Genomic DNA, 22,223 nt, shown 5'->3' with positions numbered 1-22,223 from the left:
ATGTCGAGCTAGCGCCCCTCGGCCAACCCCAGTGCGTCGATCCAGTCGAGCACGATCTCGAGGACGGGCTCGGGCCTGCGCGCCCAGCGGTTGTGGCCGAGATCGTCGGTCACGTGCCGCATGGTGCGCGGCCCGTTGGGCAGGAAGTCGAGCCAGTAGCGCGCGGCAGCGGGCGGCGCGAGCGAGTCCCCCTCCAGGGTGACGGCGAGCGCCGGAACCCTCGCGTCGTCCATGCCCCGGCGGTAGTCGACATCGGCACCGACGGGGCTCATCCGGCCCGTGCGAACCAGCTTCGACCAGTCGTAGATCCGGCGCGCCGGCTGCCTTCCCTCGCCGCCGAAGAACGCGGCGGGCACGGAGCCGAAGAGTGCGCCGCCGAGCGGCATGACTACGGAGCCGAACCTGAGGCGCCTGCCCACCTTGGGCGCGTAACCGCGGAAGTACGGGGACTGCGTGGCGATGCCGATGAGGCCTGCGGGTTCCTCGCGGCCGAGCGCGGCCTGCCTCGCGACGTAGTACGACGCGAGCTGCCCACCCTGCGAGTGGCCGAGGAGGAAGAGCGGGAGGTGCTGCCCGGCGCGGGCGCGGAGCGTCTCGATGGCGAGCGGGAACTCCTCGGCCGCGGCGTCGTGGTAGCCGGTGGGCGCCGCGCCGCGGCCGACCCCGATGGTGCTGGTTCCCTGCGCCGGGAGCTCGGTGATCGCCGCGGTGAACCCCGCCGCCGCGAAGCCCGCGGCGATCGGGTCGTAGTAGCGCGCGCCCACCGCGATGCCGGGGAGAATGAGGACGAGGCCGCGGGTAGCGGAGGTGGACTCGAAGATGCGGAGCTCGCTCGTGTGGCCGCCGGAGTGTTCGAGGCTGAGCACCTCGTCCGGCGAGACCCTTTCGGCCTTCTCCGCCATTTCGTTCACGTCGAGCGTCACGGAATCCCCTATTCGGTGGCTGGGCAATCAGGCAATCATTGGCGCTTACGTTTACAAAAGCCCCCGCCGGGCGATGTTACGCCGGGCGGGGGCTCGAGTCTGCGCGAGGGAGCGAGTGTTACGCGCCGATCGCCGCGCTGAGGCGCGGCCAGGACTCGTGGAGATCGTCCTGCCAGTACCCCCAGGAGTGCGTGCCGTTCGGCTTGAAGTTGAACTGGGCCTTGTCGCCCGGAATTCCAAGCTCGTTGAACCGGCGACCGAGGTTCGCGGTGCAGTAGTTCGTCGCGGCCTCGATGACGCCGCCGACGATGGCCTGGTTGGCGAGCGCCGGGCCGCTGTTCTTGAGACGCGGGTTGTCGAGCGTCTCGTAGGGGCCGGGAAGACCGTTGCCGGTGGTGATGTACATGGCGGGCATGTTCGCGCCCTGCTCCTTGAGCTTCCAGGCGTTGACGACCGGGTCGTTGTTCGTCCAGCCGTCGCCCGGGTACGGGCCCCACATGTTGTCGAGGTTGGCGCCGCCGCGCATGCCGGTGACGATCTCGATGGCCTGGTGGCCGATCGGGGTCGAGGTCTCGGCGCAGCCGGAGTACGAGCCGATGAACTGGAAGACGCCCGGGTGGTTCTCGGCGATGGTGATGACCGAGGTGGCGGTCATGGAGATCGCGGAGAGGGCGCGCTTGCGGTTGTTGTCGATTTCGACTGTGAGCTTGTTGGCCGGCTCGGAGACCGGGGCGTCGTACTGATTGGCGTTGAGCCACGCCTCGAACTGTGCGGGAAGCTCCTTAGCGAGGTAGGTCTCGAACCTCATCGGCTTATCGGCGCTGGCGTACTCGGTGTCCACGTTGGGGTCCGGCGCCTGCCAGTCCGTGTAGTACGAGAAGGCGCCGCCGATGGGGGTCACGGTCCAGGCGTCCTTGCTGGACATGAAGTCCTTGACGTCGGACTGCGCCTGCCACGTGGCCGCGTCCTCGCCGCCGCCGGCACCGTTGACGAGGTAGGAGACAGGGGCCTGATTGCCACGGCCGTCCTTCTTCGGCGCCTGGACGATGTTGGGAACTTCCTTCTCCATCGACGGCGACCAGATCGAGATGATCATGCGGCCGTCGGCGAGGTCGGTCTTGACGACGCGCTGCTCCGCCGTCGCCTTCTCGTACTTGATGTTCTCGGCGTTGTCCTGAGCCCCAGCCGTGCCCGCCGCGATGGTCGTGCCCGCGACGGGGACCAAACCGATGGCGAGCGCCGCTGCGGCGATCTTCTTGACCGTAAGTCGGCTGTTCTGTGCGCTCATTCTCCGAAGGCCTGTCTTTCTTGGTGCTCGTACGTGTGCTTGGCGTGTTCGAGGCTCCCCGCCGACGTAAAGCATCGCTTAGAAACGCTCGTCGCGCAATGGGTTGCTCACGAATCCATTGGATTCCGCCAAGGATGGTGACAGTTCTCTATCGGCCAACGATGCAAAACCGTTACCGTTCGAGGACAAGACCCATCGTAAGGCACGAACAGGGGGAGCGGGGGCCTATCCCCGTTCCCCCTGCAATACAGGCCCGATACCCCCTAGACGCCGAGCGCGAAGGCCATGTGCGGCCAGGAATCGTGCAGGTCGTCCTGCCAATAGCCCCACGAATGCGTGCCGTTGGGGCGGTAGTTGAAGTGGGCCTTGTCGCCAGGGATTCCAAGTTCGTTGAACCGGCGTCCAAGGTTCGCGGTGCAGTAGTTCGTCGCAGCCTCGAGAACGCCGCCGACGATGGCCTGGTTGGCGAGGACCCCGACATTTCCGTCGATCCGCGGGTTGTCAAGTGTCTCGTGCGGGCCGGGCAGTCCGTTGCCGGACGTGATGTACATGACCGGCGTCTTGTCCTTGAGCTTCCACGCGCCCGCGACCGGATCATTGTCCGTCCAGCCCTGACCAGGGAACGGCCCCCACATGTTGTCGAGGTTCGGCCCGCCTGTGAACTGCGTGACGACCTGGACCGCGGCATGCCCGATCGGGGTCGCGGTCTCCGCGCAGCCGGAGTACGCGCCCACGAACTGGAAGCGCCCGGGCGCGTGCTCGGCGTAGTTGAGCACCGAGGTGCCGGTCATCGAGATCGCCGCGATGCCCCGCTTGCGGTTCTCGTCGACCGAGCCTCCGAAGTGGTTCTCGAATTGGAAGGGCAGCTCCCAGGTCATGAACGTCTCGAGCTTGAGGGGCTTATTCGTCTTCTTCACGATGTTCGTGCCCACGTTGGGGTCGTAGTTCTGCCAGTCGGTGTAGTACGTGCCGCGGCCACCGATCGGGGTCACGGTCCACATGTTCTTGTCCCCCATGAACCTCGTGACGTCGGACTGCGCCTGCCACGTGGCGGAGTCCTCGCCACCGCCGGCCCCATTGAGGAGGTACAACACGGGCGCGTTGCGGTTGCCGTTCGCGGGCGGCTGGACGATTGAGGGGATTTCGGCCCCCATGGCATCGGACCACACCGAGACGATCTTCTGCCCGCCATTCACATCGGTCTCGGCGACCTTGTTGCTCGCCGTGGCCTTCGTGTAGCTGATCGTCCCGCCCTGAGCGCCGGCGACTCCGGAGCCGAGCGAAGGGAGGACGCCGATCGCCAGGGCGGCGACGGCGAGCGAGGAGATACCGCGCGTGGCGGCCTGACGTGCGGTGAGTCCGCGCATGCTTCGGGCCCGCTTTCTCTTGAGGGGTGGGCGATCGCGCGAGGAGCAGCGCGGATCAATCGACATTCATTAATAACTTTAGCCACTTCTGCAACTTTGGCAACTATTTTAACAGCTTTGCCCCACCCCGCCTCGGCGGCAAATAGACGGAAAGCGCCCTCCCCGCGCGGGGAGGGCGCTTCCGGAATAGGGATCCGGCCAAGTGGCCGGAGCCGAATTACTTCATGAAGCCCTTGGCGAGAGCTTCCTGGAAGTCCGTGCCGGTGAAGTAGTCGATGACGCCGAAGAGGTCGCCGACGTTGCCGAAGAAGTCGCCGCCGAGGTCGGCGGAACCGGTGATGAACTCGAGCTCGGGGCCAGCTGCGGATCCGAAATCCATGGGATTCTCCTTGGAGTATGTGCGCCGGGACCGGCGCGAAAGTTTTTACGGGAGGCGTTCTCCACCTCAGTGGAGAACGATTAGGCGCTGGGCGCCCGTACTTACTTACTCGCCGAGGCCGAGGGCCTCGAGCGAACCGGTGAAGAGCGCGTTCGCGCCCTCACCCTTCGCGTCGCCGTCGAGGTCACCGAACGGATCGGCGAGCGAGCCGCCGAAGCCGGAGACGACACCGAAGGCGTCGGCAACGTTGCTGAAGAGGTCGGAAAGGGCGCCGAAATCAGGCATCTGTTTCTCCCATGTTGTGTGGCGTGGCCCCGGTTGAGGGGCAGCTGAAAAGGGCTGCGGGTTAGCCCCTACTTCCAACTGTGGCGGCGGGCACGCCTCCAGGCTCAGCCCCCCACTCACGGTCAACATGAATCTTGCCATAGGCCTAAGTGAGATCAAGGAGTACGTGATGGGGATTACTGCACCCCCGCGTAAACGGCCCAAACGCTGCGTTAACGCTATTTGGACACTCGCCCATTATCGCCAAAATGCCCCTAGCTAGGCATATGAAGATCACTCTTATTTTTTTCAGGCCGCCGAGGGGTCGTAGTTCACACTCCGTTAACACGTAGGCAACCCTAAGTGAACTAAATAAGTGACGAAGGTCACATTCTGTAACGTTTGAGCTCGCGCCGCGGCGCCGAATTCAGGCGCCACGGGGGCACGATCTGAACACCGTTCCCACCCCCGCCGCACAGCGAACGGGAAGCGGGCTCCGCCGAATCGATGACGCCCGAAAGGCGCGGTACCTCGCTGGAAGCTGACAAATTCGGCCGATTCGTCAAAGCACATGCCGACTGGAAGGCGCACTCCGAGCAGGCGAGGCGCGGAGCCGCCGCCCACTCCCATGTCCACGCAAGCAGCCACCAGACCACCGGGTCGGCGGGGATTGGTAGCCAGCAAAAGTAAATAAGGGGAACGCGCGCAAACATGAAAGCGCCGAGCGCTTTCTCAGGGCGCTCACCACGGCCACGCCCCCGCCGCGGCTGCCGCTCCAGCGCGCAGTTCCAGCCCTCCCCGTACCGCGCACACGAAAGGGCCCCTCCCCCATCGCGTACTGCGAGAGGGAGGGGCCGTTTCGAGGTGGTGCGGGCGCCGGCAAGCGAGCCGGCGAGCCCACAGAACCCTTAGGCTCTAGAAGCCCATGTCGCCCATGCCGCCGTCGGCGCCCGGCATAGCGGCACCCGCCGGCTCGGGCTTATCGGCGACGACGGCCTCCGTCGTCAGGAACAGAGCCGCGATGGACGCGGCGTTCTGCAGCGCCGAGCGGGTGACCTTGACCGGGTCGTTGATGCCCGCGGCCACGAGGTCCTCGTACTCGCCGGTCGCGGCGTTGAGGCCGTTGCCGATGGCGAGGCCACGGACCTTCTCGGCCACGACGCCGGGCTCGAGGCCGGCGTTGAAGGCGATCTGCTTGAGCGGGGCGGACAGCGCCGACTTGACGATGTTCGCGCCGGTGAGCTCCTCGTCGGAGAGGCCCAGGTCGTCGATGACCTTCTCGGACTGGACGAGCGCGACGCCGCCGCCGGCGACGATGCCCTCCTCGACCGCGGCCTTGGCGTTGCGCACGGCGTCCTCGATGCGGTGCTTGCGCTCCTTGAGCTCGACCTCGGTGGCCGCGCCCGCCTTGATCACGGCGACGCCGCCGGCGAGCTTGGCGAGGCGCTCCTGGAGCTTCTCGCGGTCGTAGTCCGAATCGGAGTTCTCGATCTCGGCTCGGATCTGCTTGACCCGGCCCTCGATCTGGGTGTCCTCGCCGGCGCCCTCGACGATCGTGGTCTCGTCCTTGGTGACGACGACCTTGCGCGCCTTACCGAGCAGCGAGAGCTCGGCGGTGTCGAGCGAGAGGCCGACCTCCTCGGAGATGACCTGGCCACCGGTGAGGATGGCGATGTCGGCGAGCATGGCCTTGCGGCGGTCGCCGAAGCCCGGGGCCTTGACGGCGACGGACTTGAAGGTGCCCTTGAGCTTGTTCACCACGAGCGTGGACAGAGCCTCGCCCTCGACGTCCTCGGCGATGATGAGGAGCGACTTGCCCTCGCCGATGACCTTCTCGAGGAGCGGGAGGAGGTCCTTGACCGTGGAGATCTTGCCCGAGACGAGCAGGAGGTACGGATCCTCGAGGACGGCCTCCTGGCGCTCCGGATCGGTCATGAAGTACTGGGAGATGTAGCCCTTGTCGAAGCGCATACCCTCGGTGAGCTCGAGGTCGAGCCCGAAGGTGTTCGACTCCTCGACGGTGATGACGCCTTCCTTGCCAACCTTGTCCATCGCCTCGGCGATGAGCTCGCCGATGGTCTGGTCGGCGGCGGAGATCGCGGCGGTAGCGGCGATCTGCTCCTTGGTCTCGATCTCCTTGGCGGTGGAAATGAGGTTCTCGGCGACCGCGGCGGTGGCCTTCTCGATGCCGCGCTTGATGCCCATCGGGTTCGCGCCGGCGGCGACGTTGCGGAGGCCCTCACGGACGAGCGCCTGCGCGAGGACAGTGGCGGTGGTGGTGCCGTCGCCCGCGACGTCGTCCGTCTTCTTGGCGACCTCCTTGACGAGCTCCGCGCCGATCTTCTCGTAGGAATCCTCGAGCTCGATCTCCTTGGCGATGGAAACGCCGTCGTTGGTGATCGTGGGGGCGCCCCACTTCTTCTCGAGCACGACGTTTCGGCCCTTGGGGCCGAGGGTGACCTTGACGGCATCGGCGAGCTGGTTGAGACCGCTCTCCAGTCCGCGACGCGCCTCTTCGTCGAAAGCAATGATCTTTGCCATTGGGTACGTCTTCCTTCGTGTTTGTGACACGGTGTGACCGGCGACGACGCCCGCGACGGACGATCGGTGTGTCCTACCCGATCTCGCCACCCCGGCCCTGCAGTTTGTCTGGCACTCTGTTTACGTGAGTGCCAAGCCTTTTCTAGCACTCTCCCAACGCGAGTGCAAGGTTCTGACGGCGGAGGTCCTCCGCCCCCTTACTCCCTGGTCCCGGGCATTCGCGCCCGCAGGCCGGGGCCCGGGCCTAGCATCGCGGGCATGACCTCCAGCGCACCGCGAAACGCCCGCCGAACGGAACACCAGCTCGTCTCCGAGATCCGCATCGACGCGCCCGTGCAGCTCGTCTGGGAGCTCGTCTCGGAGGTCCGGAATGCCCCGCTGTGGAGCTACCAGGCACGCAAGGTCGTCGCGCTCGGCGGGCCGACCCGCCTCGGCACTGTGTCGTTCAATTTCAATCACCGCGGCCCCGTCGTGTGGCCCACGTGGGCGCGGGTTACCGATTTCCGCCCCGGCGAGCGCTTCGCCAACGAGATCGGCATGGCGAACGCGCGGTGGGTCTTCGAGCTCGAGCCGGCGGGCGAGCGCGGCGACGTATCCGGCGCGGGCGACCCGAACTCCGCCACCCTCCTGCGCGAGTACCGCGAGACCTTCTATCCCCGAGGATTCATCGCCGGTCGAATCATCACTCCAGCCATGGGCGGAGAGACTGACTACAACCGATTCATGCAGGTCGGCGTCTCCGAATCCCTAGAGAAGATCAAGGAGATCGCGGAAGATCCCGCCAGGAGGAGCGAATAGGCCCCGGCTGGGACCCGGCTTTCCCCTACGATCGAGGCATGGCCCCGAACCAGAACACCATCCGCAGCTTCGAGTCCTCCATCGATATCGACGCTTCCGTCGCCACCGTGTGGGAGATCGTCGGCGAGGTGGAGAACGCCCCCAAGTGGGCGCCTACAACGAAGAAGGTCTCCGCATTCGGCGGCCGCACCAAGAACGGGACGCTGTCCGTCAACCTCAATAAGCAGGGCATCGTGTACTGGCCCACCACGGGCAAGGTCGTCGACTACGTCCCGGGCAAGCGCATCGCCAACAAGGCGACGAGCGGCGTGGCATGGGTCTTCGAGCTCGCCGAGGGGCCTTCCGGCCCGGGTTCGACTACGCTCACCGAGTACCGGGAGACCCCGCCCCGCGTCGAGAAGTTCTTCTCGATCGTCGTCTCGAAGCTCACCGGCGGCGAGGACACGTTCTCCGAGGGGCTCGGCAAGTCGGTGAGCTCCTCGCTCAAGGCGATCAAGCGGATCGCCGAGCAGCGCACCGCGCCCGCGGCGTAGCAGTCGCCGCCGAAACCGAGCCGTGTCCCGTCGAGTCGAGTCGCGCCGAATCGCGTCCCGCCGAGCCGCGCCGAACCGTGCCGTCTCTCGCGCGCCGCTCGCGCTGGCGGCCCTGGGGCTTTCCGCGCTGTGCCTCGCGGCGATCCCCGGCTGCTCTCTCCTGCCCGGCTCCGGCAATTCCTCTTCCGCCGCCGAGTCGTCGCAAGAGGAGGCCGGCCCCACGCTCGGCGCGCGCGTCCCCTCGGACTGGCAGGACGTGCGCCACGAGTCCGGGCTGCTCTACTCCGTCCCCGCCGACTGGACCGTCTACGCCTCCACCGGCTCGGGGCAGGACACCCCCACTCCTGACGGCGGAGCTCCCTCCTCCCCCGGCGATCCGGATTCCGGATCGAGCTCCGGCGACTCGGCGACGGACTGGGGCTTCGGGGTGCTCACCACTGCGAATTCGGAGGCCGGGCGAAATTACTGCCCCGTGCCCGGGGGCGAGTCCTTCCGCGCACGGGCCGGGATCTCCGAAGCCCGCGAGGGCAGCCCCGGCGACGTGACCGACTCGATGGCCCGCGCGATGGGCGACTCGATGGAGACCGTGTTCTCCGAGCACGGTTCGCAGGTCGATGTGGGTACCGCCGAGAAGATCGGGGTATCGGGGATCCTCGCATTCCATCAGGTCGTGCGCGGGCGTCCCGCCGAGCCGCGGAACCAGTGCACCCCGCCGACGATCCGGGCCGACGTCATGGGCGTATCCGTGGGCACGCCGGAGGAGCCGAAAACGGTGGCCATGCTGCTCATGACCGACGAGGACGAGCCGGGAGTGATCCCCACCGACGTGATCGACACCGTGATCGGCTCGCTGCGCTTCGACGCGATGGTCTAGCGCCCGGAAAGCTCCGGAGCACACTGCACATCCGGATATGCAGGTGCACGGTCGACGTCGACGGTCGACATTGTCGGACCCGAGGAGAACAATGGGCAGCACACGTGAGCCCGCTGTCCCGGGCCACTCACGTACCGCACGAACGACACTCGAGAGAGCGGAGCCGGCATGAGCAGGAGTATCGATCAGCAGGGCGGAGTGCACGGCTCCGGCTACCTCGACGGCTCCCGCGAGGGGGGCCTCCACACGTTCCCCGAGGATAGCCGCGGACCCATGGGCGAAAAGCGCGTCGCGACCCTGCCTCCCGAAACCCTCGGCCTCCTGTCCACCATGCCGCGGCAGGGCGGATACGGCCCCGGCACCGAGAAGAAGTTCTCGCAGAAGGACTATCACCACGCGGCGGCCGCCTACGGCGCCTCGTTCTCGGTGGCGAAGGTCATGCTCCAGCAGCGGCAGCTGTTCAAAGGCTCGCAGGCCGTGGTGCAGATGAACCACGACATCAAGCACTACGACTGCCCGGGGTGCGCGTGGCCCGACGACCAGAAGGTCCAGATGGACATCTGCGAGAACGGAATCAAGCACGTCACGTGGGAGATGACCCACAAGCGCGCCGACCGGCACTTTTTCGCGGCGCACACGGTCTCCGAGCTCTCCGAGTGGAACGACTACGACCTAGAGAACGTCGGACGGCTCACCGAACCGATGTCGTACGACCCCGCGACCGACAAGTACGTCCCGATCTCCTGGAAGGACGCCTTCGCCCTATTCGGCGAGGAGATGTCGAAGCTCTCCAGCGCGAACAAGGCATCGTTCTATACCTCGGGCCGGCTGAGCAACGAAGCCACGTTCGTCTACCAGCTCATGGGCCGCGAGATGGGGACGAACAACTTCCCCGACTGCTCGAACATGTGCCACGAGGCCTCGGGCCGCGCGCTGACGGCATCGGTGGGCACCGGCAAGGGCACGTGCGATCTCGACGATTGGGAAGAGGCCGACGCGCTGTTCGTCCTCGGGGTCAACGCCGCGTCGAACGCGCCCCGGATGCTCACCTCGCTCGCGCAGGCGGTCCGCCGCGGCGCCGAGGTGATCCACGTCAATACCCTCCACGAGGTCGGCGCCACCAAGACCATCGTCCCGCACGAGATCGCACGGATGGCCACGTTCCAGGCCACCGATACCGCGACCGCCTCGCTGCAGGTGCGCCCCGGCGGCGATATGGCGCTCATGCGCGGGATGGCGAAGGCCACGCTCGAGGCCGCGGATTTCGATCCCTCGATCCTCGACAGCGAGTTCATCGAGAGCCACACCTCGGGCTTCGAGGAATACCGCGCGCTCGTCGAGAACACCTCGTGGGACGAGCTGATCCGCCAGTCCGGGCTCGACGAGGCGACGATCCGCCGGGCGGCCAAGGTCTACATCAACTCGGAGAAGACCGTGATCAGCTGGTGCCTCGGCGTAAGTCAGCACGAGCACGCCGTCGACCAGATCCGCGAGATCGTCAATCTCCTCCTCCTGCGCGGCAACATCGGCCGCCCCGGCGCCGGCCCCTCGCCCGTGCGCGGGCACAGCAACGTGCAGGGCAACCGCACGTGCGGGGTCAATCACAAGCCCACCGAGGAGTTCCTCTCCGCGCTCGACGCCGAGTTCGGGATCATCTCCCCGCGCGAGCACGGCCTAGATACGGTGCGGACCGTCGAGGCGCTCAACGACGGCGAGGTCAAGGTCTTCCTATCGATGGGCGGGAACTTCGTCCTCGCCACCCCGGATACCCACTACACCGCGGAGGGCCTCGCGAAGACGGAGCTCACGGTGCAGGTGAGCACCAAGCTCAACCGCTCGCACCTCGTCCACGGCAAGAAGGCGCTGATCCTCCCCTGCCTCGGCCGCACCGAGCGCGATTCGAGCGAGGTCGTCGAGCACCAGGGGGTCACGGTCGAGGACGCGATGAGCATGGTCCACCTCTCGGTGGGCAAGAAGGACCCGGCGTCCGAGCACCTCATGTCCGAACCGGCGATCCTCGCCGGGCTCGCCCGCGCCGCGCTCCCCGACAGCTCGACGGACTGGGAGGGCTTCGCCGCGAACTACGACACGATCCGCGATTCGATGTCCCGCGTGCTCCCCGGCTTCGAGGGGATGAACGAACTGATCCGTCAGCCGGGTGGGTTCCGGATCCCCCAGCCGGCGAGGGAGCGCGATTTCCGCACGCCGTCCGGGAAGGCGGAGTTCTCCAGCGCCGTTCTGCCCGACGTCATCCCCGCCGAGGCCGACACCCTCGTACTCCAGACCATGCGCTCGCACGATCAGTGGAACACCACCATCTACTCGAACAGCGACCGCTACCGCGGGGTCAAGAACATCCGCGAGATGATCATGTTTAACCCCGAGGACATGCAGGCCCGGGGGATCTCCGAGGGCGATCCCGTCGACATCACCTCGACCGCGAAGGACGGGACGCAGCGCATGCTGCGCCGCTACCGCGCGATCGGGTACAACACGCCCGTGGGCAGCGCCGCCGGATACATGCCGGAGATGAACGCCCTGCTGTCCGTCACCGACTTCAGCCCGCAGTCGGATCAGCCATTGATGAAGTCGATCCAGGTCAAGGTCGTGCCGTCGGCGTAACCGGCCCGTGCGTTTTCGTGCTCTCGCCCGCCCCGCGCCCAGCGCGGGGGCAGGTTTATCCTTGGGGCATGAGTGAGACGAGCGGATTGACGGACGGCAGCGGCGCGAGGAACCCGGAATCTCTCGGCGCCGCGGCGCTCGCTTCGGAGCAGGTCGCGCAGCACGTCGAGGCGCTGCGCGGCGCCGTCGCTGCGGAGATGGCGCGGGTGCGCGAGGACCTCGCCACACTCGTCGGTTTCCCCAGCGTCCACGGGGCGGAGCCCGATGCGTGCCGGGAGGCGGCGGACACCGTGGTCGGTTTCATCTCCGGGCTCGAGATCCCCGGGATCGGCGCCGAGCAGATCCGCCGGATCGAGACTTCGGACGGTTCGACGACGATCATCGCGCATCGCGATCCTGTAGTAGAGGGCAAGCCGACGGTGCTGCTCTACTCGCATTACGACGTACAGCCGGCCGGGGATCTCGAGAAGTGGACGGCTTCGCCGTGGGAGCTCACCGAACGGGACGGCCGCTGGTACGGCCGCGGCGCGGCAGATTGCAAGGGGAATTTCGCCGTGCACCTGGCGTCGCTGCGGGCGCTACTCGGCGCGGGTGACGCGGTCGGCGCAGGCGAAGCTGGTTCCAGCGATCCGCTCGGCGGTCTCGGCCTGACCCTTGTGGTCGAGGGCTCGGAGGAGACCGGCGGGGGCGGGCTCGACGATCTCGTCGCCTCCCAGCCCGAGCTCTTCGCGGCCGACGCCATCTGCATCGTCGATTCGGGCAACGCTGCGGCGGGCGTGCCCACGCTCAACACCACGCTGCGCGGCACCGCCAACGTCACGGTCCAGGTCGACACCATGGCCGCCGGCGTCCACTCGGGCGAGTTCGGCGGCGCGGCCCCGGACGCCCTCGCGGCGCTCATCTCGATGCTCGCCTCGCTGCGCGATCCGGAGACGGGCGCGACCACGATCGACGGCGTCGCCTTCGACGGGGTGTGGAAGGGCCGCGCCTACGACGAGGCGACGTTCCGTTCCGATGCCGGCGTCCTCGACGGCGTCGAGGTCTCCTCGGCCGCTCCCGTCGCGGACCTCGTGTGGGCGCGCCCCACCGCGACCGTGCTCGGCATCGACTGCCCGCCCGTCGAGGGTGCGATCGGCGCGGTGCAGCCCACGGCCCGCGCGCTCATCAACCTCCGCATCCCGCCGGGCATGGACCCCGCCGAGGCGCAGGACGCGCTCGTCGCGCACCTCGAGGCGCGGGCCGCGTGGAACGCGCGGGTCACGTGCACGCGCGGCGCGGTCGCCCATCCCTTTATGACGGCGGGCGCCGGCGATTCCGGAGACGTCCAGGAACTCCTCGGCGCCTCGCTTTCTGCGTCGTACGGCGTTTCCGAGGTCGCCGAGATCGGCTCGGGCGGGTCGATCCCCCTGACCACGGTGCTGCAGACCGCGCACCCCAAGGCGCAGATCGCGCTTTACGGGGTCGAGGATCCGGCGGCCGCGATCCACTCCCCCGACGAGTCGGTGGACCCGTCGGAGATCGAGCACATCGCGCTCGCGCAGGCGGCGTTCCTGCGTGCGTACGCGGGCGCGTAGGAGAACAACCGTGCCTCATTTGATCCCGCCCGAGGAGTACCTGCAGATCCTTGAGCCGCTCGCCGCGCCGCTGCCCGCCCGCACGCTTTCAGTCGCCGACGCTGCGGGGCTCGTGCTCGCGGAAGACGTCCAGGCTCGCGTCGGGTCCCCGGCGTTCACGAATTCCGCGATGGACGGGTTCGCGTGCCGGCGCGCCGAGGTCGAGGTCGCATTCGACACCAAAGACGGCGAGCAGAGCGGCACCGCCCGCATGCCCGTCTCTGCGGACGTCCCCGCCGGCAGCGCGGCCGGCGAGCTCGCCGAGGGCACGGTGGCGAGGATCATGACCGGCGCCCCGGTGCCGGACGGCGCCGACGCGATCATCCCCGTCGAAGACACGAATATCCCCGCCGGCCCCGTCGAGCTCCCCGACGAGATCGAGGTCTCCGCAGTCCCTGCCCCTGGCGCGCATATCCGCCGGGCCGGGAGATCATGGCGGCCGGCGAGCCCGTGGCCTTCGCCGGCGAGCGCGTCTCGCCGTTCGCGGTCGGTGGCATCCTCACCGCGGGAGTCCGCGAGGTTTCCGTGATCCCCGCCCCGCGCGTGCTCGTCGTCTCGACGGGTGCCGAGCTCACTGCCGGGGACATCGCCGGTGCCGCCCCGGGCACGGCGATCCCCGATTCCAACGGCCCCATGCTCGCCGCGCTCCTCCGCCAATGGGGCTGCGCGGACGTGCGCACTGCGAATGCAGGGGACACGGCCGAATCCATCGCCGAGGTCCTCAACTCCGCGACCGACCCGGCGGGTCCCGACGGCAAAACCGTCGACCTCATCGTCACCACGGGCGGTGTCTCCGCCGGCGCCTTCGATCCCCTCACGATGCTCGCCGCGGCGGGCGATCCGCGCCACGAGCTCCACTTCCTCAAGGTCGCCCAGCAGCCCGGGAAGCCGCAAGGCTACGGCCGGATCGGTGGCACTCCCTTGCTCATGCTTCCCGGCAACCCCGTGAGCGCCTTCGTCTCCGCATGGCTCTACGTCCGTCGCGTCGTGCTCAGGATGATGAATCGCGATGCGGCCCCTACGTTTGTCGAGGCTCGCCTCGGCTCCGTACTCGGCCCATTCGGCGGAAAGCGGAGGTTCGTCCCCGCGCGGCTCGAGGACGACGAGTTCTCGCTGCTCGGTGCCGACCGCGGCTTCTCGCACGCCGTGGCGAAGATGCACCGGGCGAATGCTCTGCTCGACATCGCCCCGGACACCGCCGCCCGGGCCGGCGACACCGTCCGGGCGATCGCGCTCGACGTATCCACTCGATAGCCGGCGCCGGTTACCCTGGGCCGCATGGCATCTCAGGGACCGCAGCTGCACATGGTCGACGTGTTCGGAACCTCAGGTTTCGACGGGAATCCGGTGGCCGTCGTGCTCGGCGGCGACGGACTCTCCGCGGAGGACATGCTGCGGATTACCCGGTGGTTCAACCTGTCCGAGACGGTTTTCGTGCTGCCCGCGACCTCGCCCGAGGCCGATTACCGCGCACGGATCTTCACCCCCGACCGCGAGCTGCCCTTCGCCGGCCACCCCACCCTCGGCGCGTGCCACGTGTGGCTCGAGACCTCCGCCGGGAGCGGAAAGGGAACCGGCACCCCTGATGACGGGCGGCACCACAACGGGGCCGTCCCCGCCGCGGGCGACTTCGTCCAGGAGTGCGGCGCGGGCCTCGTCCGCCTGCGGCGCTCGGACTCGGGCGTCCTTAGCTTCGCCGCCCCTCCGCTTCTCCGCGAGGGTCCGACCACCTCGGAGGAACTCGACGAGGCCGCGCGCTTCCTCGGCATATCCACCGACGACATCATCGACTCCGCGTGGATCGACAACGGCCCCGGTTGGCTCGGGATCCGCCTGGCCTCGGCCGACGAGGTCCTCGCGCTGCTTCCCGCGGCGAGCTGGCCGCGGGTCCTCGATATCGGGGTCGTCGGCCCGCACGCCGCCCACGACGAGGACATCGATTTCGAGGTGCGCGCGCTGTTCTCGACGGAGTCCGGAGCCGTGGTCGAGGACCCGGTAACCGGGAGCCTCAACGCCTCGGTGGCCGGATGGTTGCGGGAATCGGGCGTGGTCGACGGCCCGTACGTCGCCGCCCAGGGCACGGTGCTCGGGCGCCGCGGGCGGGTGTTCGCGTCGTTCGATTCCGACGGCAACGCGCGCATCGGCGGCCGGACCGTGACCCACGCGACGGGGCCGCTCACCGGGCTCTAGACGCTCCGCCCCGCCGCAGAGGCGAAGCCGAGCCACGTGTGGCGGTTGCCCGCCCAGCACCAGCCGAGCTTCGGCGCGCCCTTGCGAGCCTTCCCATCCCGTCCTGTGCCACCGCTGATCCACAACGCGGGCGTCCGAGAGTCCAAGGCGCCGACCGGCCGCGACTTGGGTTTGCGCGAGGCAATGGTCATAAAACAGTGGTTCGGTTCGAGCTGCTCGGGCTCGGCGATGAGCCAGCACACGCCCTCAGACGCCGTGAGCGGCGTGCGCCCGCGCCCGAGGATCTCCGGCAGCGCCTCATCCGGGCTCCAGTTGCGCATCTCGTCCCCGCGCTGCGGGTCGTCCACGAGGTAGAGCGGCGCATCGGGAACCTCGACTTCACGGATCGGCACGAACCCGGCGAGGTCGGTCATGTCCTCGACCACGAACCCCGGAACCGCGCGGCGCGAGAGAAGCGGCGCGAGCTCGGCGGCAGGCACGAAGTCCGTGTGGACCACAACGACTCCTTCCGTGTCCCGGTCGAGCGCCTCCGCGCGCGAGCGGAACTCGTCCTCTCCGACCCCGGCCAGCGCGGGAACCCCCATTCTCACGAGCTCGTCGACCTGTTCGGCGATGGTGGGCAAGGTTTGTCCGATCATGCGCACTCCTTCGAGCTCTATTCCCTGCGGCCGCGCACACTTATAGCCTCTGGTCATGCGCACTCTGTTCATTCACGGCGCGGGGGGTTCCACGAGGACCGTCCGCTCGCCGCCGCGTTCGGAGCGCACGCGAGTGTCCCACGAATGTCGGACGAGGATATGTCGTATAACTCCTGGGCCGGGACGCTGCGGCCCGCGCTCGCCGAGCTCGCCGAAGGAGATCGCGTCATCGCGCACTCCTTCGGCGCCTCGATCCTCCTGCGCATGCTCACCGAAGAACCCTGGCCACAGATCACTATGCACCTGCTCGCCATGCCGAACTGGGGACCGGACGGTTGGGCCGTCCCGGATTACGCATTCACGGGACCGGAACCGCCGCAGGCACTCACGCTCCACCATTGCGTGGATGACGCCGTAGTTCCCCATTCCCATCTCGCCCTCAACGCGGCGCTCCTGCCGAACGCACGGGTGGTCTCCTATCTTCACGGCGGCCACCAGTTCGACGGGCAGAGCGAGGAGGTCGCCGCGTCATTCCACACCGCCTAGATCCGGACGTGCCTGAGCTTCTCGGGATTGAGGATCAGGTCGACCCGGGGTGATCGGGCCGCCGTCGATCTCGAAACACATCACCGAATCGACGCGCCCACCGGATGAGTCGAAGCGGAAGGTGGCGAGCCACTCTTGCCCGCCACGTTTCTTTGGCACCACGGGGCGTGCACACCCCGATCCTGGACTTGTAGACAGTGTCTGCAGGTTCAGGTTTTTTGGTCGATCGCTCGCAGAGGCGGACGCGGCCGGTGTTGTTGGTGGGTCGGGATCCGCCCGCTCGGATCGAATCGGGCGTCGGCGGGTCCGAGCGCCGGGTGTTCGCCGGCCTCGCCGCTTTAGTCGGTTTCCCCGGCCTCGCCAATCTCCTGGGTCTCGCCAATCTCGCCAATCTCGCCGACCTCGCCGGACCTGCCGAGCGGAATGTCCCGCGTAGCGAGGGCGCGGACGTCGGCGGGATCGTGGGTCACGAGGAGCGTGGGCGCCGAGGACTCAGCGAGGTGCGCCGCCAGGACCGAGCGAAGCAGCGGCCGGCTCGGGGCGTCGATCGCGGCGAGAGGCTCGTCGAACAGCCGAAGCCGCGGCGACGGCACGGCGAGCGCACGCGCGATGGCCACCCGACCCCGCTGCCCGCCCGACAGGCTCTGCGGCTTGAGCGAATGCTTCGCGGCAGGCAGTCCTAGCTCCCCCAGGAGCTCCGCGGCCCGCGCCCTCGCCTCGGACTTCCGCACCCCGCCGAGGGTGGCGGCAAAGGCGACGTTGTCGATCGCCGTCATATGCGCGACGAGACGCGGTTCCTGGAACACCACCCCGAAGCCACGGCGATCCGTGGGAACCGAGCGCATGTTGCGGCCGTCCAGGAGGTAGCACGGCTCGGTCCCCGATGCGCCCGTGGCGCCGCCGGCCGTGCCACTCGCCGCGCGGTCCGTCGCGCCGCCCGCTGCGGCGCCGGCGGGCACTTCGGGGACCGCCGAGAGCGAACCACCGAGGCCCGCGAGGTAGCGCAGCACCGTGGTCTTGCCCACGCCGTTGGGGCCGGACAGCGCGACGATCTCGCCGGAGGCCACGGCGAAATCGACGGCCAGCGCGAACTCGCCGCGCCGCACCAGCCCGCGCAGCTCGAGACCCGAGGCGCCGCTCATGAGACACCCACCCGATCGGCCCAGCGCCCGCGGAGAACGACGAGGACGAGCAGGCTGACGACGATGAGCGCAATCGACAGGAGGTTCGCGCGATCGGGGTCGGTCTGCAGCGCAATGTAGATCTCGCTCGGCATGGTGCGCGTGACCCCCTGGAGGTTCCCCGCGAATGTGATCGTCGCTCCGAACTCGCCGAGCGCGCGGGCGGCCGCGAGCACCGCACCCGCGCCGATCCCCGGCAGCACCGCCGGCAGCGTGACCCTCCGGAAGATCGTCCCCGGATCGGCGCCGAGGGTGGAGACGGCCTCCTCGACGTCGCGGTCGCGGGACAGGAGCGCCCCCTCGACGCTCATGACGAAGAACGGCAGGGCCACGTAGGCCTGCGCGATGACGACGGCCGTCGTGGTGAACGACAGCGACAGACCGAAGGCTTCGAAGAGGTACTGCCCTGCCACGCCGCGCCGCCCGAGGGACGCCAGGAGTGCGACACCGCCGACGACCGGCGGCATGAGCATCGGCACCGTGACCAGCGCGCGAACGACCCGCTTGCCGGGGAATGCGGGTCCGGCGAGAAGCGCGGCGATGGGCGTGCCGACTACAGCGCACACAGCCGTCGCGCAGACCGCGCACACGAGCGAGAGCCGGATGGCGTCCCATACTTCGCCGTCGCCGACGAGCTCGCCGAGGTTCCCTAGTGGGGTCCGGAAAACCAGGGCGGCCAGCGGCGCGACGAGGAGCACAACCCCGATCCAGCCGAGTGCGCGCAGAGCGAGGCCGCCTGCCCCGGTGCGCCGCTGCACCCTAGTTGCCGCGGGAGAGGAAGCCGGCGTCCGCGAGGATCTTTTGCCCGTCGGGGCCGAGGAGGAAAGTCTTGAACGCCTCGGAGGCGTCCTTGGCTTTCTGGTCCTTGTCGTCGTTCGAAGTGAGCGCGACCGGGTACTTCGTGGTCGCCGAATCGGCATTCTCCACATCGATGCCCTCGACATCGCCCTTCGCCGAGGCGACGTCCGTGCGATAGACCATGCCGGCATCGACCTCGCCGGTGCGGACGCGAGTGAGCACGGTGGTCACGTCGTTCTCGCGGGTGACCGGATCGAACTGGACACCGTCCGCGTCGAGCACCTTCTGCGCGGCCTCCCCGCAGGGCACCTTGACCTCGCACAGCGCCACGCGGACGCCGTCCCGCGCGAGGTCCCGGACGTTCTCCACGTGCGCCGGGTTGTCCTTCGGCACCGCGATCTGCGGAACGTTCTTCGCGAAGATCTCGTTCTCCGCGACCGCGCCCGCCTCGATCGCCGGCTTGATGGAGGACTCGCTGGCGAGCATGACGAGGTTGTACGGGGCTCCACCGAGGAGCTGGGATACGAGGGTCGGCGAGCCGCCGGGCTCGAAATCGACCTTGACGTCCGGGTTCTGCTCGTTGAACTTCTCGATGAGCTGCGGCAGCACGTCCGTGAGCGAGGCCGCCGCGCCGATGCGGATGCTCGTGGTCCCGGAGTCGCCATTCGAGTCGCCGTCGGAGCCGGAATCGTTAGAGCTGCAGCCCGCCGCTAGGACCGCGGTGGCCGCGAGGACGGCGCCTGCGCGCTTGACGGAACTCTGCATTTCTAGCCTCCGGTGAAGGGTGGGAGCACATCGACCTTGCGGCCGTGCGCCATATCGAGGTCCCTGGTGAGGACCGAATCGACAAAGAAGCGGCAGGAGTTGAGCATCTCCTCGGCCTTCTCGCCGTGGGCGCCGATGATCGCTTCGCGCACTCCCGCAAGGTTACCGCCGCGGACATCGAGAGTCTCCGATTCCGTGCCGACGGCGTCCGCGGCCCAGGCGAAGTATTCGATCTCCACGGGGACGGGATTGCCCTTAGGGGCTCCCGTCTTTTCGACCGCTTCCGCGCCGTCCACCACTCGCGCCCCGTCTACTGCTGCCGCGCTATCCACCGATACCTCCCATCGACCGCTTTGATCGCGGCCGCGCGTCCGTGAGCCCACCGTGCCCGGCCCATTTCCCGTACATCGCCTCGCGCCACAGGTCGCCGATCTGCTCGTCGCTCGCGCCGGCGCGTAGCGGGCCGAGGAGATCGGTCTCGTCGTCGCCGAACAGGCACGGCCGCACAGTGCCCTCGGCGGTGATCCGCGTGCGGTCGCAGGCGGCGCAGAACTGGCGGGTCACCGAGGCGATGATCCCCACGGTCTGCTCCGTCCCCGCGACGCGCCAGCGCTCGGCCGGAGACGACGGATCCCCGGCGCGGCCGAGCGGCTCGAGCTCGTAGTGGTCGGAAAGGACTGCGAGCAGCTCGTCCGCCGTGACGACCGCTCCGCGCTGCCACGTCTCCTCGGCGTCGAGGGGCATCTGCTCGATAAAGCGCAGTTCTGCGCCCTCGTCGAGGCAGAAACGCAGGAGATCGGGAGCTCCGGCGAGCGTCTCGCGCAGCGCCACGGCGTTGACCTTGACCGGCCCTAGGCCGGCGGCCTTCGCGGCGCGCACGCCGGCGATCGAGCCGTCCACCCGGTCGCGCCGAGTAACCCTTTCGAATGTCTCGCGGTCCACCGTGTCGAGCGAGACGTTGACCCTCGTGAGCCCGGCCTCCGATAGCGTCCCCGCCCGCTTGTCCAGCCCGAGCCCATTGGTGGTCAGCGCCAGCGGAACCTCGGGGTGGCGGCTTCGGACCTCGCCGATGATCGATTCGAGATCCTTGCGCAGCAGCGGTTCGCCGCCGGTGAAGCGGACCTCGGCGATTCCCAGATCGCGGATGGCGAGATCGACGAGGCGAACCGCTTCGTCCGCCGTCATGAGCTTGGAGACCGGCACGAGCGGCAAGCCCTCCGCGGGCATGCAGTAGGTGCAACGGAGGTTGCATTTCTCGGTGAGAGAGACGCGGAGGTCGCGCGCTACGCGGCCGAACGTGTCGAGGAGCATCGCGTACCTCCTTTTCCGCCGGCTCGGCTCGATTCACAGGCTACGCGCGGGCCGGGCGGGCACGAAATGCGCGGCGCTAGGATTGGGGGCATGGCCAAGCACTCCAAGTCCGAGCCCGAGGACGCACCCGAGGACGCAGTAGGTAGCGCAGGATCCGCCGCGGGCCTGACGCACACCGATGCCGCCGGCGCGGTGCGGATGGTCGACATAGACGATAAGTCCGTGACAAGTCGAACTGCCACCGCCACAGGCATTTTCGTGACCTCGGCCGAGGTTATCGAGCTCGTGGCGAGCGACGGAATGCCCAAGGGTGACGTCCTCGCCACGGCGAGGCTCGCGGGGATCAACGCTGCGAAGCGCACGTGGGAACTCGTTCCGCTGTGCCACCAGATTCCGCTCACCGGCGTCAAGGTGGAGCTCACCCCGCGCGGGGATCGGATCGAGATCTCCGCGACGGCCAAGACCACAGGGAAGACGGGCGTGGAGATGGAGGCGCTCACGGCGGTGCACGTCGCGGCGTTGACGCTGCACGACATGGTCAAGGCTGTTGACCCGGCGGCGCGCGCGGAGGACATCAAGCTCGCCGCGAAGACGGGAGGCCGCTCCGGGCAGTGGTCGCGCGGGGCCGATTCGGGGCCTGCGGGCGCCGCACTTTCGGAGGCGGTCGGGGCGCTGCGCGAGTTCGCCGCGCGGGAGCCGGGCGAGGCACGCACTGCGGTCGTGCTCACGTCCTCCACCCGAGGGGCGCTCGGCGAGCGCAAGGACAAAACGGGGCCGAAAATCGCGGACTGGCTGCGCGGCAAGGGGTATGACGTCGCAGGTCCCCTTCTCGTGGCCGACGCGGATGTCTCCGTCGCGCTGCGGGAGGCGCTCGCCGCGAATCCCTCTGTCGTGCTCACCACCGGCGGCACCGGTGTCGCGAAGGACGACCGGACGCCGGAGGCCGTAGCGGAGCTCCTCACTCGCGAGGTGCCGGGCGTCGGAGAGGCGATGCGCGCGCACGGGCGGGCGAACACCCCGCTTGCCGATGTATCCCGTTCGGTCACCGGTTTCGCCGGTTCTACTTTTGTCGCGACGCTCCCGGGTTCGCGCGGCGGGGTAGCCGATGGGCTCGCTGTGCTCGACACCTTGCTCGAGCATCTGCTCATGGTGTCCGAGGCCGTCGGGGATGCCTCCGGAGCGCACGAGGAGTCCACGCCGGCCGCGCGGGATAAGCATGGGAAATAGCGTCCTGCTTGCGGAGATCCGCGACGAGGAGATTGTCTCGGCGGAGGTCGAGACGCTCGTGCGCGCCGCTTCGGTCGGCGCGACAGTGTGTTTCACCGGGCTCGTGCGTGACCACGACCGCGACCTACCTGGCGAGACCGTGACCTCGCTGGAGTACTCCTGCCACCCGTCGGCGCCGGAGTTCATGGCGCAGGTGTGCGGCGAGATCGCCGAGAAGTACGGGGTTTGCGTGGCCGCGGCGCATCGCGTCGGCACGCTCGCGGTCGGGGATGTCGCCGTCGCCGCCGCCGTGTCGAGCGCACATAGGGGTGACTCCTTCGAGGCGTGCCGCGAGCTCATCGACCGCATCAAGTCCGAGGTTCCGA

23 protein-coding genes are annotated in these 22,223 nt (G+C 68.4%); 11 read left to right on the top strand and 12 right to left on the bottom strand.

Going from position 1 to position 22,223, the window contains the following annotated elements; genetic code table 11:
* Positions 1–8 precede the first annotated feature (8 nt).
* From V7E05_RS05505 to groL, 6 genes are all read right to left on the bottom strand, one after another.
* Entirely contained in the window at positions 9–923 is a 915-nt protein-coding gene (locus tag V7E05_RS05505) for an alpha/beta fold hydrolase (RefSeq protein WP_333618670.1), read from the bottom strand.
* 118 nt (positions 924–1,041) lie between these two features.
* Positions 1,042–2,211, bottom strand: a complete 1,170-nt coding sequence (locus tag V7E05_RS05500) for an alpha/beta hydrolase (RefSeq protein WP_333618669.1) — start codon at positions 2,209–2,211, stop codon at positions 1,042–1,044.
* Positions 2,212–2,474: 263 nt separating this feature from the next.
* On the bottom strand, positions 2,475–3,578 hold the full coding sequence (locus V7E05_RS05495) for an alpha/beta hydrolase (RefSeq protein ID WP_333618668.1): 1,104 nt from the start codon (positions 3,576–3,578) through the stop codon (positions 2,475–2,477).
* A 217-nt stretch (positions 3,579–3,795) separates the two neighbouring features.
* On the bottom strand, positions 3,796–3,957 hold the full coding sequence (locus V7E05_RS05490; RefSeq protein ID WP_333618667.1) for a hypothetical protein: 162 nt from the start codon (positions 3,955–3,957) through the stop codon (positions 3,796–3,798).
* 105 nt (positions 3,958–4,062) lie between these two features.
* A complete protein-coding gene (locus V7E05_RS05485) occupies positions 4,063–4,242 on the bottom strand; it encodes a hypothetical protein (protein WP_333618666.1) in 180 nt (59 codons plus the stop codon).
* 894 nt (positions 4,243–5,136) lie between these two features.
* Entirely contained in the window at positions 5,137–6,762 is a 1,626-nt protein-coding gene (groL, locus tag V7E05_RS05480; protein ID WP_333618665.1) for a chaperonin GroEL, read from the bottom strand.
* A 258-nt stretch (positions 6,763–7,020) separates the two neighbouring features.
* On the opposite strand from groL, the gene V7E05_RS05475 reads away from it, so the two are divergent.
* The 8 genes from V7E05_RS05475 (at position 7,021) to V7E05_RS05440 (ending at position 15,392) form a co-directional block, all read left to right on the top strand.
* Positions 7,021–7,560, top strand: a complete 540-nt coding sequence (locus tag V7E05_RS05475; protein ID WP_333618664.1) for an SRPBCC family protein — start codon at positions 7,021–7,023, stop codon at positions 7,558–7,560.
* Positions 7,561–7,598: 38 nt separating this feature from the next.
* Positions 7,599–8,093 carry an SRPBCC family protein gene (locus V7E05_RS05470; RefSeq protein WP_333618663.1) on the top strand — a complete coding sequence of 165 codons (495 nt, stop codon included), beginning with the start codon at positions 7,599–7,601 and terminating at the stop codon, positions 8,091–8,093.
* A gap of 22 nt (positions 8,094–8,115) precedes the next feature.
* The gene (locus V7E05_RS05465; RefSeq protein ID WP_333618662.1) at positions 8,116–8,967 is read left to right on the top strand and encodes a hypothetical protein; all 852 of its coding nucleotides are present in this window, start codon (positions 8,116–8,118) and stop codon (positions 8,965–8,967) included.
* A gap of 330 nt (positions 8,968–9,297) precedes the next feature.
* Positions 9,298–11,589, top strand: coding sequence for an FdhF/YdeP family oxidoreductase (locus tag V7E05_RS05460; protein ID WP_333618681.1), 2,292 nt, complete (start codon positions 9,298–9,300; stop codon positions 11,587–11,589).
* A 68-nt stretch (positions 11,590–11,657) separates the two neighbouring features.
* Positions 11,658–13,163, top strand: coding sequence for a M20/M25/M40 family metallo-hydrolase (locus V7E05_RS05455; RefSeq protein WP_333618661.1), 1,506 nt, complete (start codon positions 11,658–11,660; stop codon positions 13,161–13,163).
* Between the two features lie 10 nt (positions 13,164–13,173).
* Entirely contained in the window at positions 13,174–13,731 is a 558-nt protein-coding gene (locus V7E05_RS05450) for a hypothetical protein (protein WP_333618660.1), read from the top strand.
* Positions 13,635–14,456, top strand: a complete 822-nt coding sequence (locus V7E05_RS05445) for a molybdopterin-binding protein (RefSeq protein ID WP_333618659.1) — start codon at positions 13,635–13,637, stop codon at positions 14,454–14,456. Before V7E05_RS05450 ends, V7E05_RS05445 begins: the two co-directional genes overlap by 97 nt.
* A gap of 24 nt (positions 14,457–14,480) precedes the next feature.
* Positions 14,481–15,392 (top strand): PhzF family phenazine biosynthesis protein, encoded by a 912-nt coding sequence (locus tag V7E05_RS05440; protein ID WP_333618658.1) that lies wholly within the window; start codon positions 14,481–14,483, stop codon positions 15,390–15,392.
* On the opposite strand, the gene V7E05_RS05435 is transcribed toward V7E05_RS05440, so the two are convergent.
* Entirely contained in the window at positions 15,389–16,030 is a 642-nt protein-coding gene (locus V7E05_RS05435) for a DUF5701 family protein (protein WP_333618657.1), read from the bottom strand. The genes V7E05_RS05440 and V7E05_RS05435 overlap by 4 nt on opposite strands.
* Before the next feature lie 144 nt (positions 16,031–16,174).
* On the opposite strand from V7E05_RS05435, the gene V7E05_RS05430 reads away from it, so the two are divergent.
* Positions 16,175–16,576 carry an alpha/beta fold hydrolase gene (locus tag V7E05_RS05430; protein WP_333618656.1) on the top strand — a complete coding sequence of 134 codons (402 nt, stop codon included), beginning with the start codon at positions 16,175–16,177 and terminating at the stop codon, positions 16,574–16,576.
* A 338-nt stretch (positions 16,577–16,914) separates the two neighbouring features.
* Here the strand turns inward: V7E05_RS05430 and V7E05_RS05425 are convergent, their stop codons facing one another.
* From V7E05_RS05425 to moaA, 5 genes are read right to left on the bottom strand one after another with little or no spacing between them, the layout of a single operon-like run.
* Entirely contained in the window at positions 16,915–17,718 is an 804-nt protein-coding gene (locus V7E05_RS05425) for an ATP-binding cassette domain-containing protein (protein ID WP_333618655.1), read from the bottom strand.
* Entirely contained in the window at positions 17,715–18,515 is an 801-nt protein-coding gene (modB, locus tag V7E05_RS05420; RefSeq protein ID WP_333618654.1) for a molybdate ABC transporter permease subunit, read from the bottom strand. The genes V7E05_RS05425 and modB overlap by 4 nt, the downstream gene beginning before the upstream one ends.
* Position 18,516: 1 nt before the next feature.
* The gene (gene modA, locus V7E05_RS05415; protein ID WP_333618653.1) at positions 18,517–19,320 is read right to left on the bottom strand and encodes a molybdate ABC transporter substrate-binding protein; all 804 of its coding nucleotides are present in this window, start codon (positions 19,318–19,320) and stop codon (positions 18,517–18,519) included.
* A 2-nt stretch (positions 19,321–19,322) separates the two neighbouring features.
* Positions 19,323–19,652, bottom strand: coding sequence for a MoaD/ThiS family protein (locus tag V7E05_RS05410; RefSeq protein WP_333618652.1), 330 nt, complete (start codon positions 19,650–19,652; stop codon positions 19,323–19,325).
* Positions 19,645–20,631, bottom strand: a complete 987-nt coding sequence (moaA, locus tag V7E05_RS05405; RefSeq protein ID WP_333618651.1) for a GTP 3',8-cyclase MoaA — start codon at positions 20,629–20,631, stop codon at positions 19,645–19,647. Before moaA ends, V7E05_RS05410 begins: the two co-directional genes overlap by 8 nt.
* Before the next feature lie 90 nt (positions 20,632–20,721).
* On the opposite strand from moaA, the gene moaCB reads away from it, so the two are divergent.
* Together moaCB and V7E05_RS05395 are read left to right on the top strand one after the other, a co-directional pair.
* Positions 20,722–21,858 carry a bifunctional molybdenum cofactor biosynthesis protein MoaC/MoaB gene (gene moaCB / locus V7E05_RS05400; RefSeq protein ID WP_333618650.1) on the top strand — a complete coding sequence of 379 codons (1,137 nt, stop codon included), beginning with the start codon at positions 20,722–20,724 and terminating at the stop codon, positions 21,856–21,858.
* Positions 21,848–22,223: molybdenum cofactor biosynthesis protein MoaE (locus V7E05_RS05395; protein ID WP_333618649.1), on the top strand; the 376-nt coding region annotated here is incomplete at its 3' end. The genes moaCB and V7E05_RS05395, both read left to right, overlap by 11 nt.

This window comes from Dietzia sp., from assembly GCF_036741115.1.
Taxonomy (GTDB): domain Bacteria; phylum Actinomycetota; class Actinomycetes; order Mycobacteriales; family Mycobacteriaceae; genus Dietzia.
This window is presented reverse-complemented; position numbering and strand designations above follow the sequence as displayed.

Excerpts from the sequence above, each read along its gene's own strand:
- V7E05_RS05435 (WP_333618657.1), bottom strand. The coding sequence starts at position 16,030 with ATGATCGGACAAACCTTGCCCACCATCGCCGAACAGGTCGACGAGCTC.
- V7E05_RS05500 (WP_333618669.1), bottom strand. The coding sequence starts at position 2,211 with ATGAGCGCACAGAACAGCCGACTTACGGTCAAGAAGATCGCCGCAGCG.
- V7E05_RS05425 (WP_333618655.1), bottom strand. The coding sequence starts at position 17,718 with ATGAGCGGCGCCTCGGGTCTCGAGCTGCGCGGGCTGGTGCGGCGCGGC.
- groL (WP_333618665.1), bottom strand. The coding sequence starts at position 6,762 with ATGGCAAAGATCATTGCTTTCGACGAAGAGGCGCGTCGCGGACTGGAG.
- V7E05_RS05440 (WP_333618658.1), top strand. The coding sequence starts at position 14,481 with ATGGCATCTCAGGGACCGCAGCTGCACATGGTCGACGTGTTCGGAACC.
- modA (WP_333618653.1), bottom strand. The coding sequence starts at position 19,320 with ATGCAGAGTTCCGTCAAGCGCGCAGGCGCCGTCCTCGCGGCCACCGCG.
- V7E05_RS05485 (WP_333618666.1), bottom strand. The coding sequence starts at position 4,242 with ATGCCTGATTTCGGCGCCCTTTCCGACCTCTTCAGCAACGTTGCCGAC.
- V7E05_RS05455 (WP_333618661.1), top strand. The coding sequence starts at position 11,658 with ATGAGTGAGACGAGCGGATTGACGGACGGCAGCGGCGCGAGGAACCCG.
- V7E05_RS05430 (WP_333618656.1), top strand. The coding sequence starts at position 16,175 with ATGTCGGACGAGGATATGTCGTATAACTCCTGGGCCGGGACGCTGCGG.
- V7E05_RS05445 (WP_333618659.1), top strand. The coding sequence starts at position 13,635 with ATGGCGGCCGGCGAGCCCGTGGCCTTCGCCGGCGAGCGCGTCTCGCCG.
- V7E05_RS05470 (WP_333618663.1), top strand. The coding sequence starts at position 7,599 with ATGGCCCCGAACCAGAACACCATCCGCAGCTTCGAGTCCTCCATCGAT.
- V7E05_RS05490 (WP_333618667.1), bottom strand. The coding sequence starts at position 3,957 with ATGGATTTCGGATCCGCAGCTGGCCCCGAGCTCGAGTTCATCACCGGT.
- V7E05_RS05495 (WP_333618668.1), bottom strand. The coding sequence starts at position 3,578 with ATGCGCGGACTCACCGCACGTCAGGCCGCCACGCGCGGTATCTCCTCG.
- V7E05_RS05475 (WP_333618664.1), top strand. The coding sequence starts at position 7,021 with ATGACCTCCAGCGCACCGCGAAACGCCCGCCGAACGGAACACCAGCTC.
- moaA (WP_333618651.1), bottom strand. The coding sequence starts at position 20,631 with ATGCTCCTCGACACGTTCGGCCGCGTAGCGCGCGACCTCCGCGTCTCT.
- V7E05_RS05460 (WP_333618681.1), top strand. The coding sequence starts at position 9,298 with ATGCCGCGGCAGGGCGGATACGGCCCCGGCACCGAGAAGAAGTTCTCG.
- moaCB (WP_333618650.1), top strand. The coding sequence starts at position 20,722 with ATGGCCAAGCACTCCAAGTCCGAGCCCGAGGACGCACCCGAGGACGCA.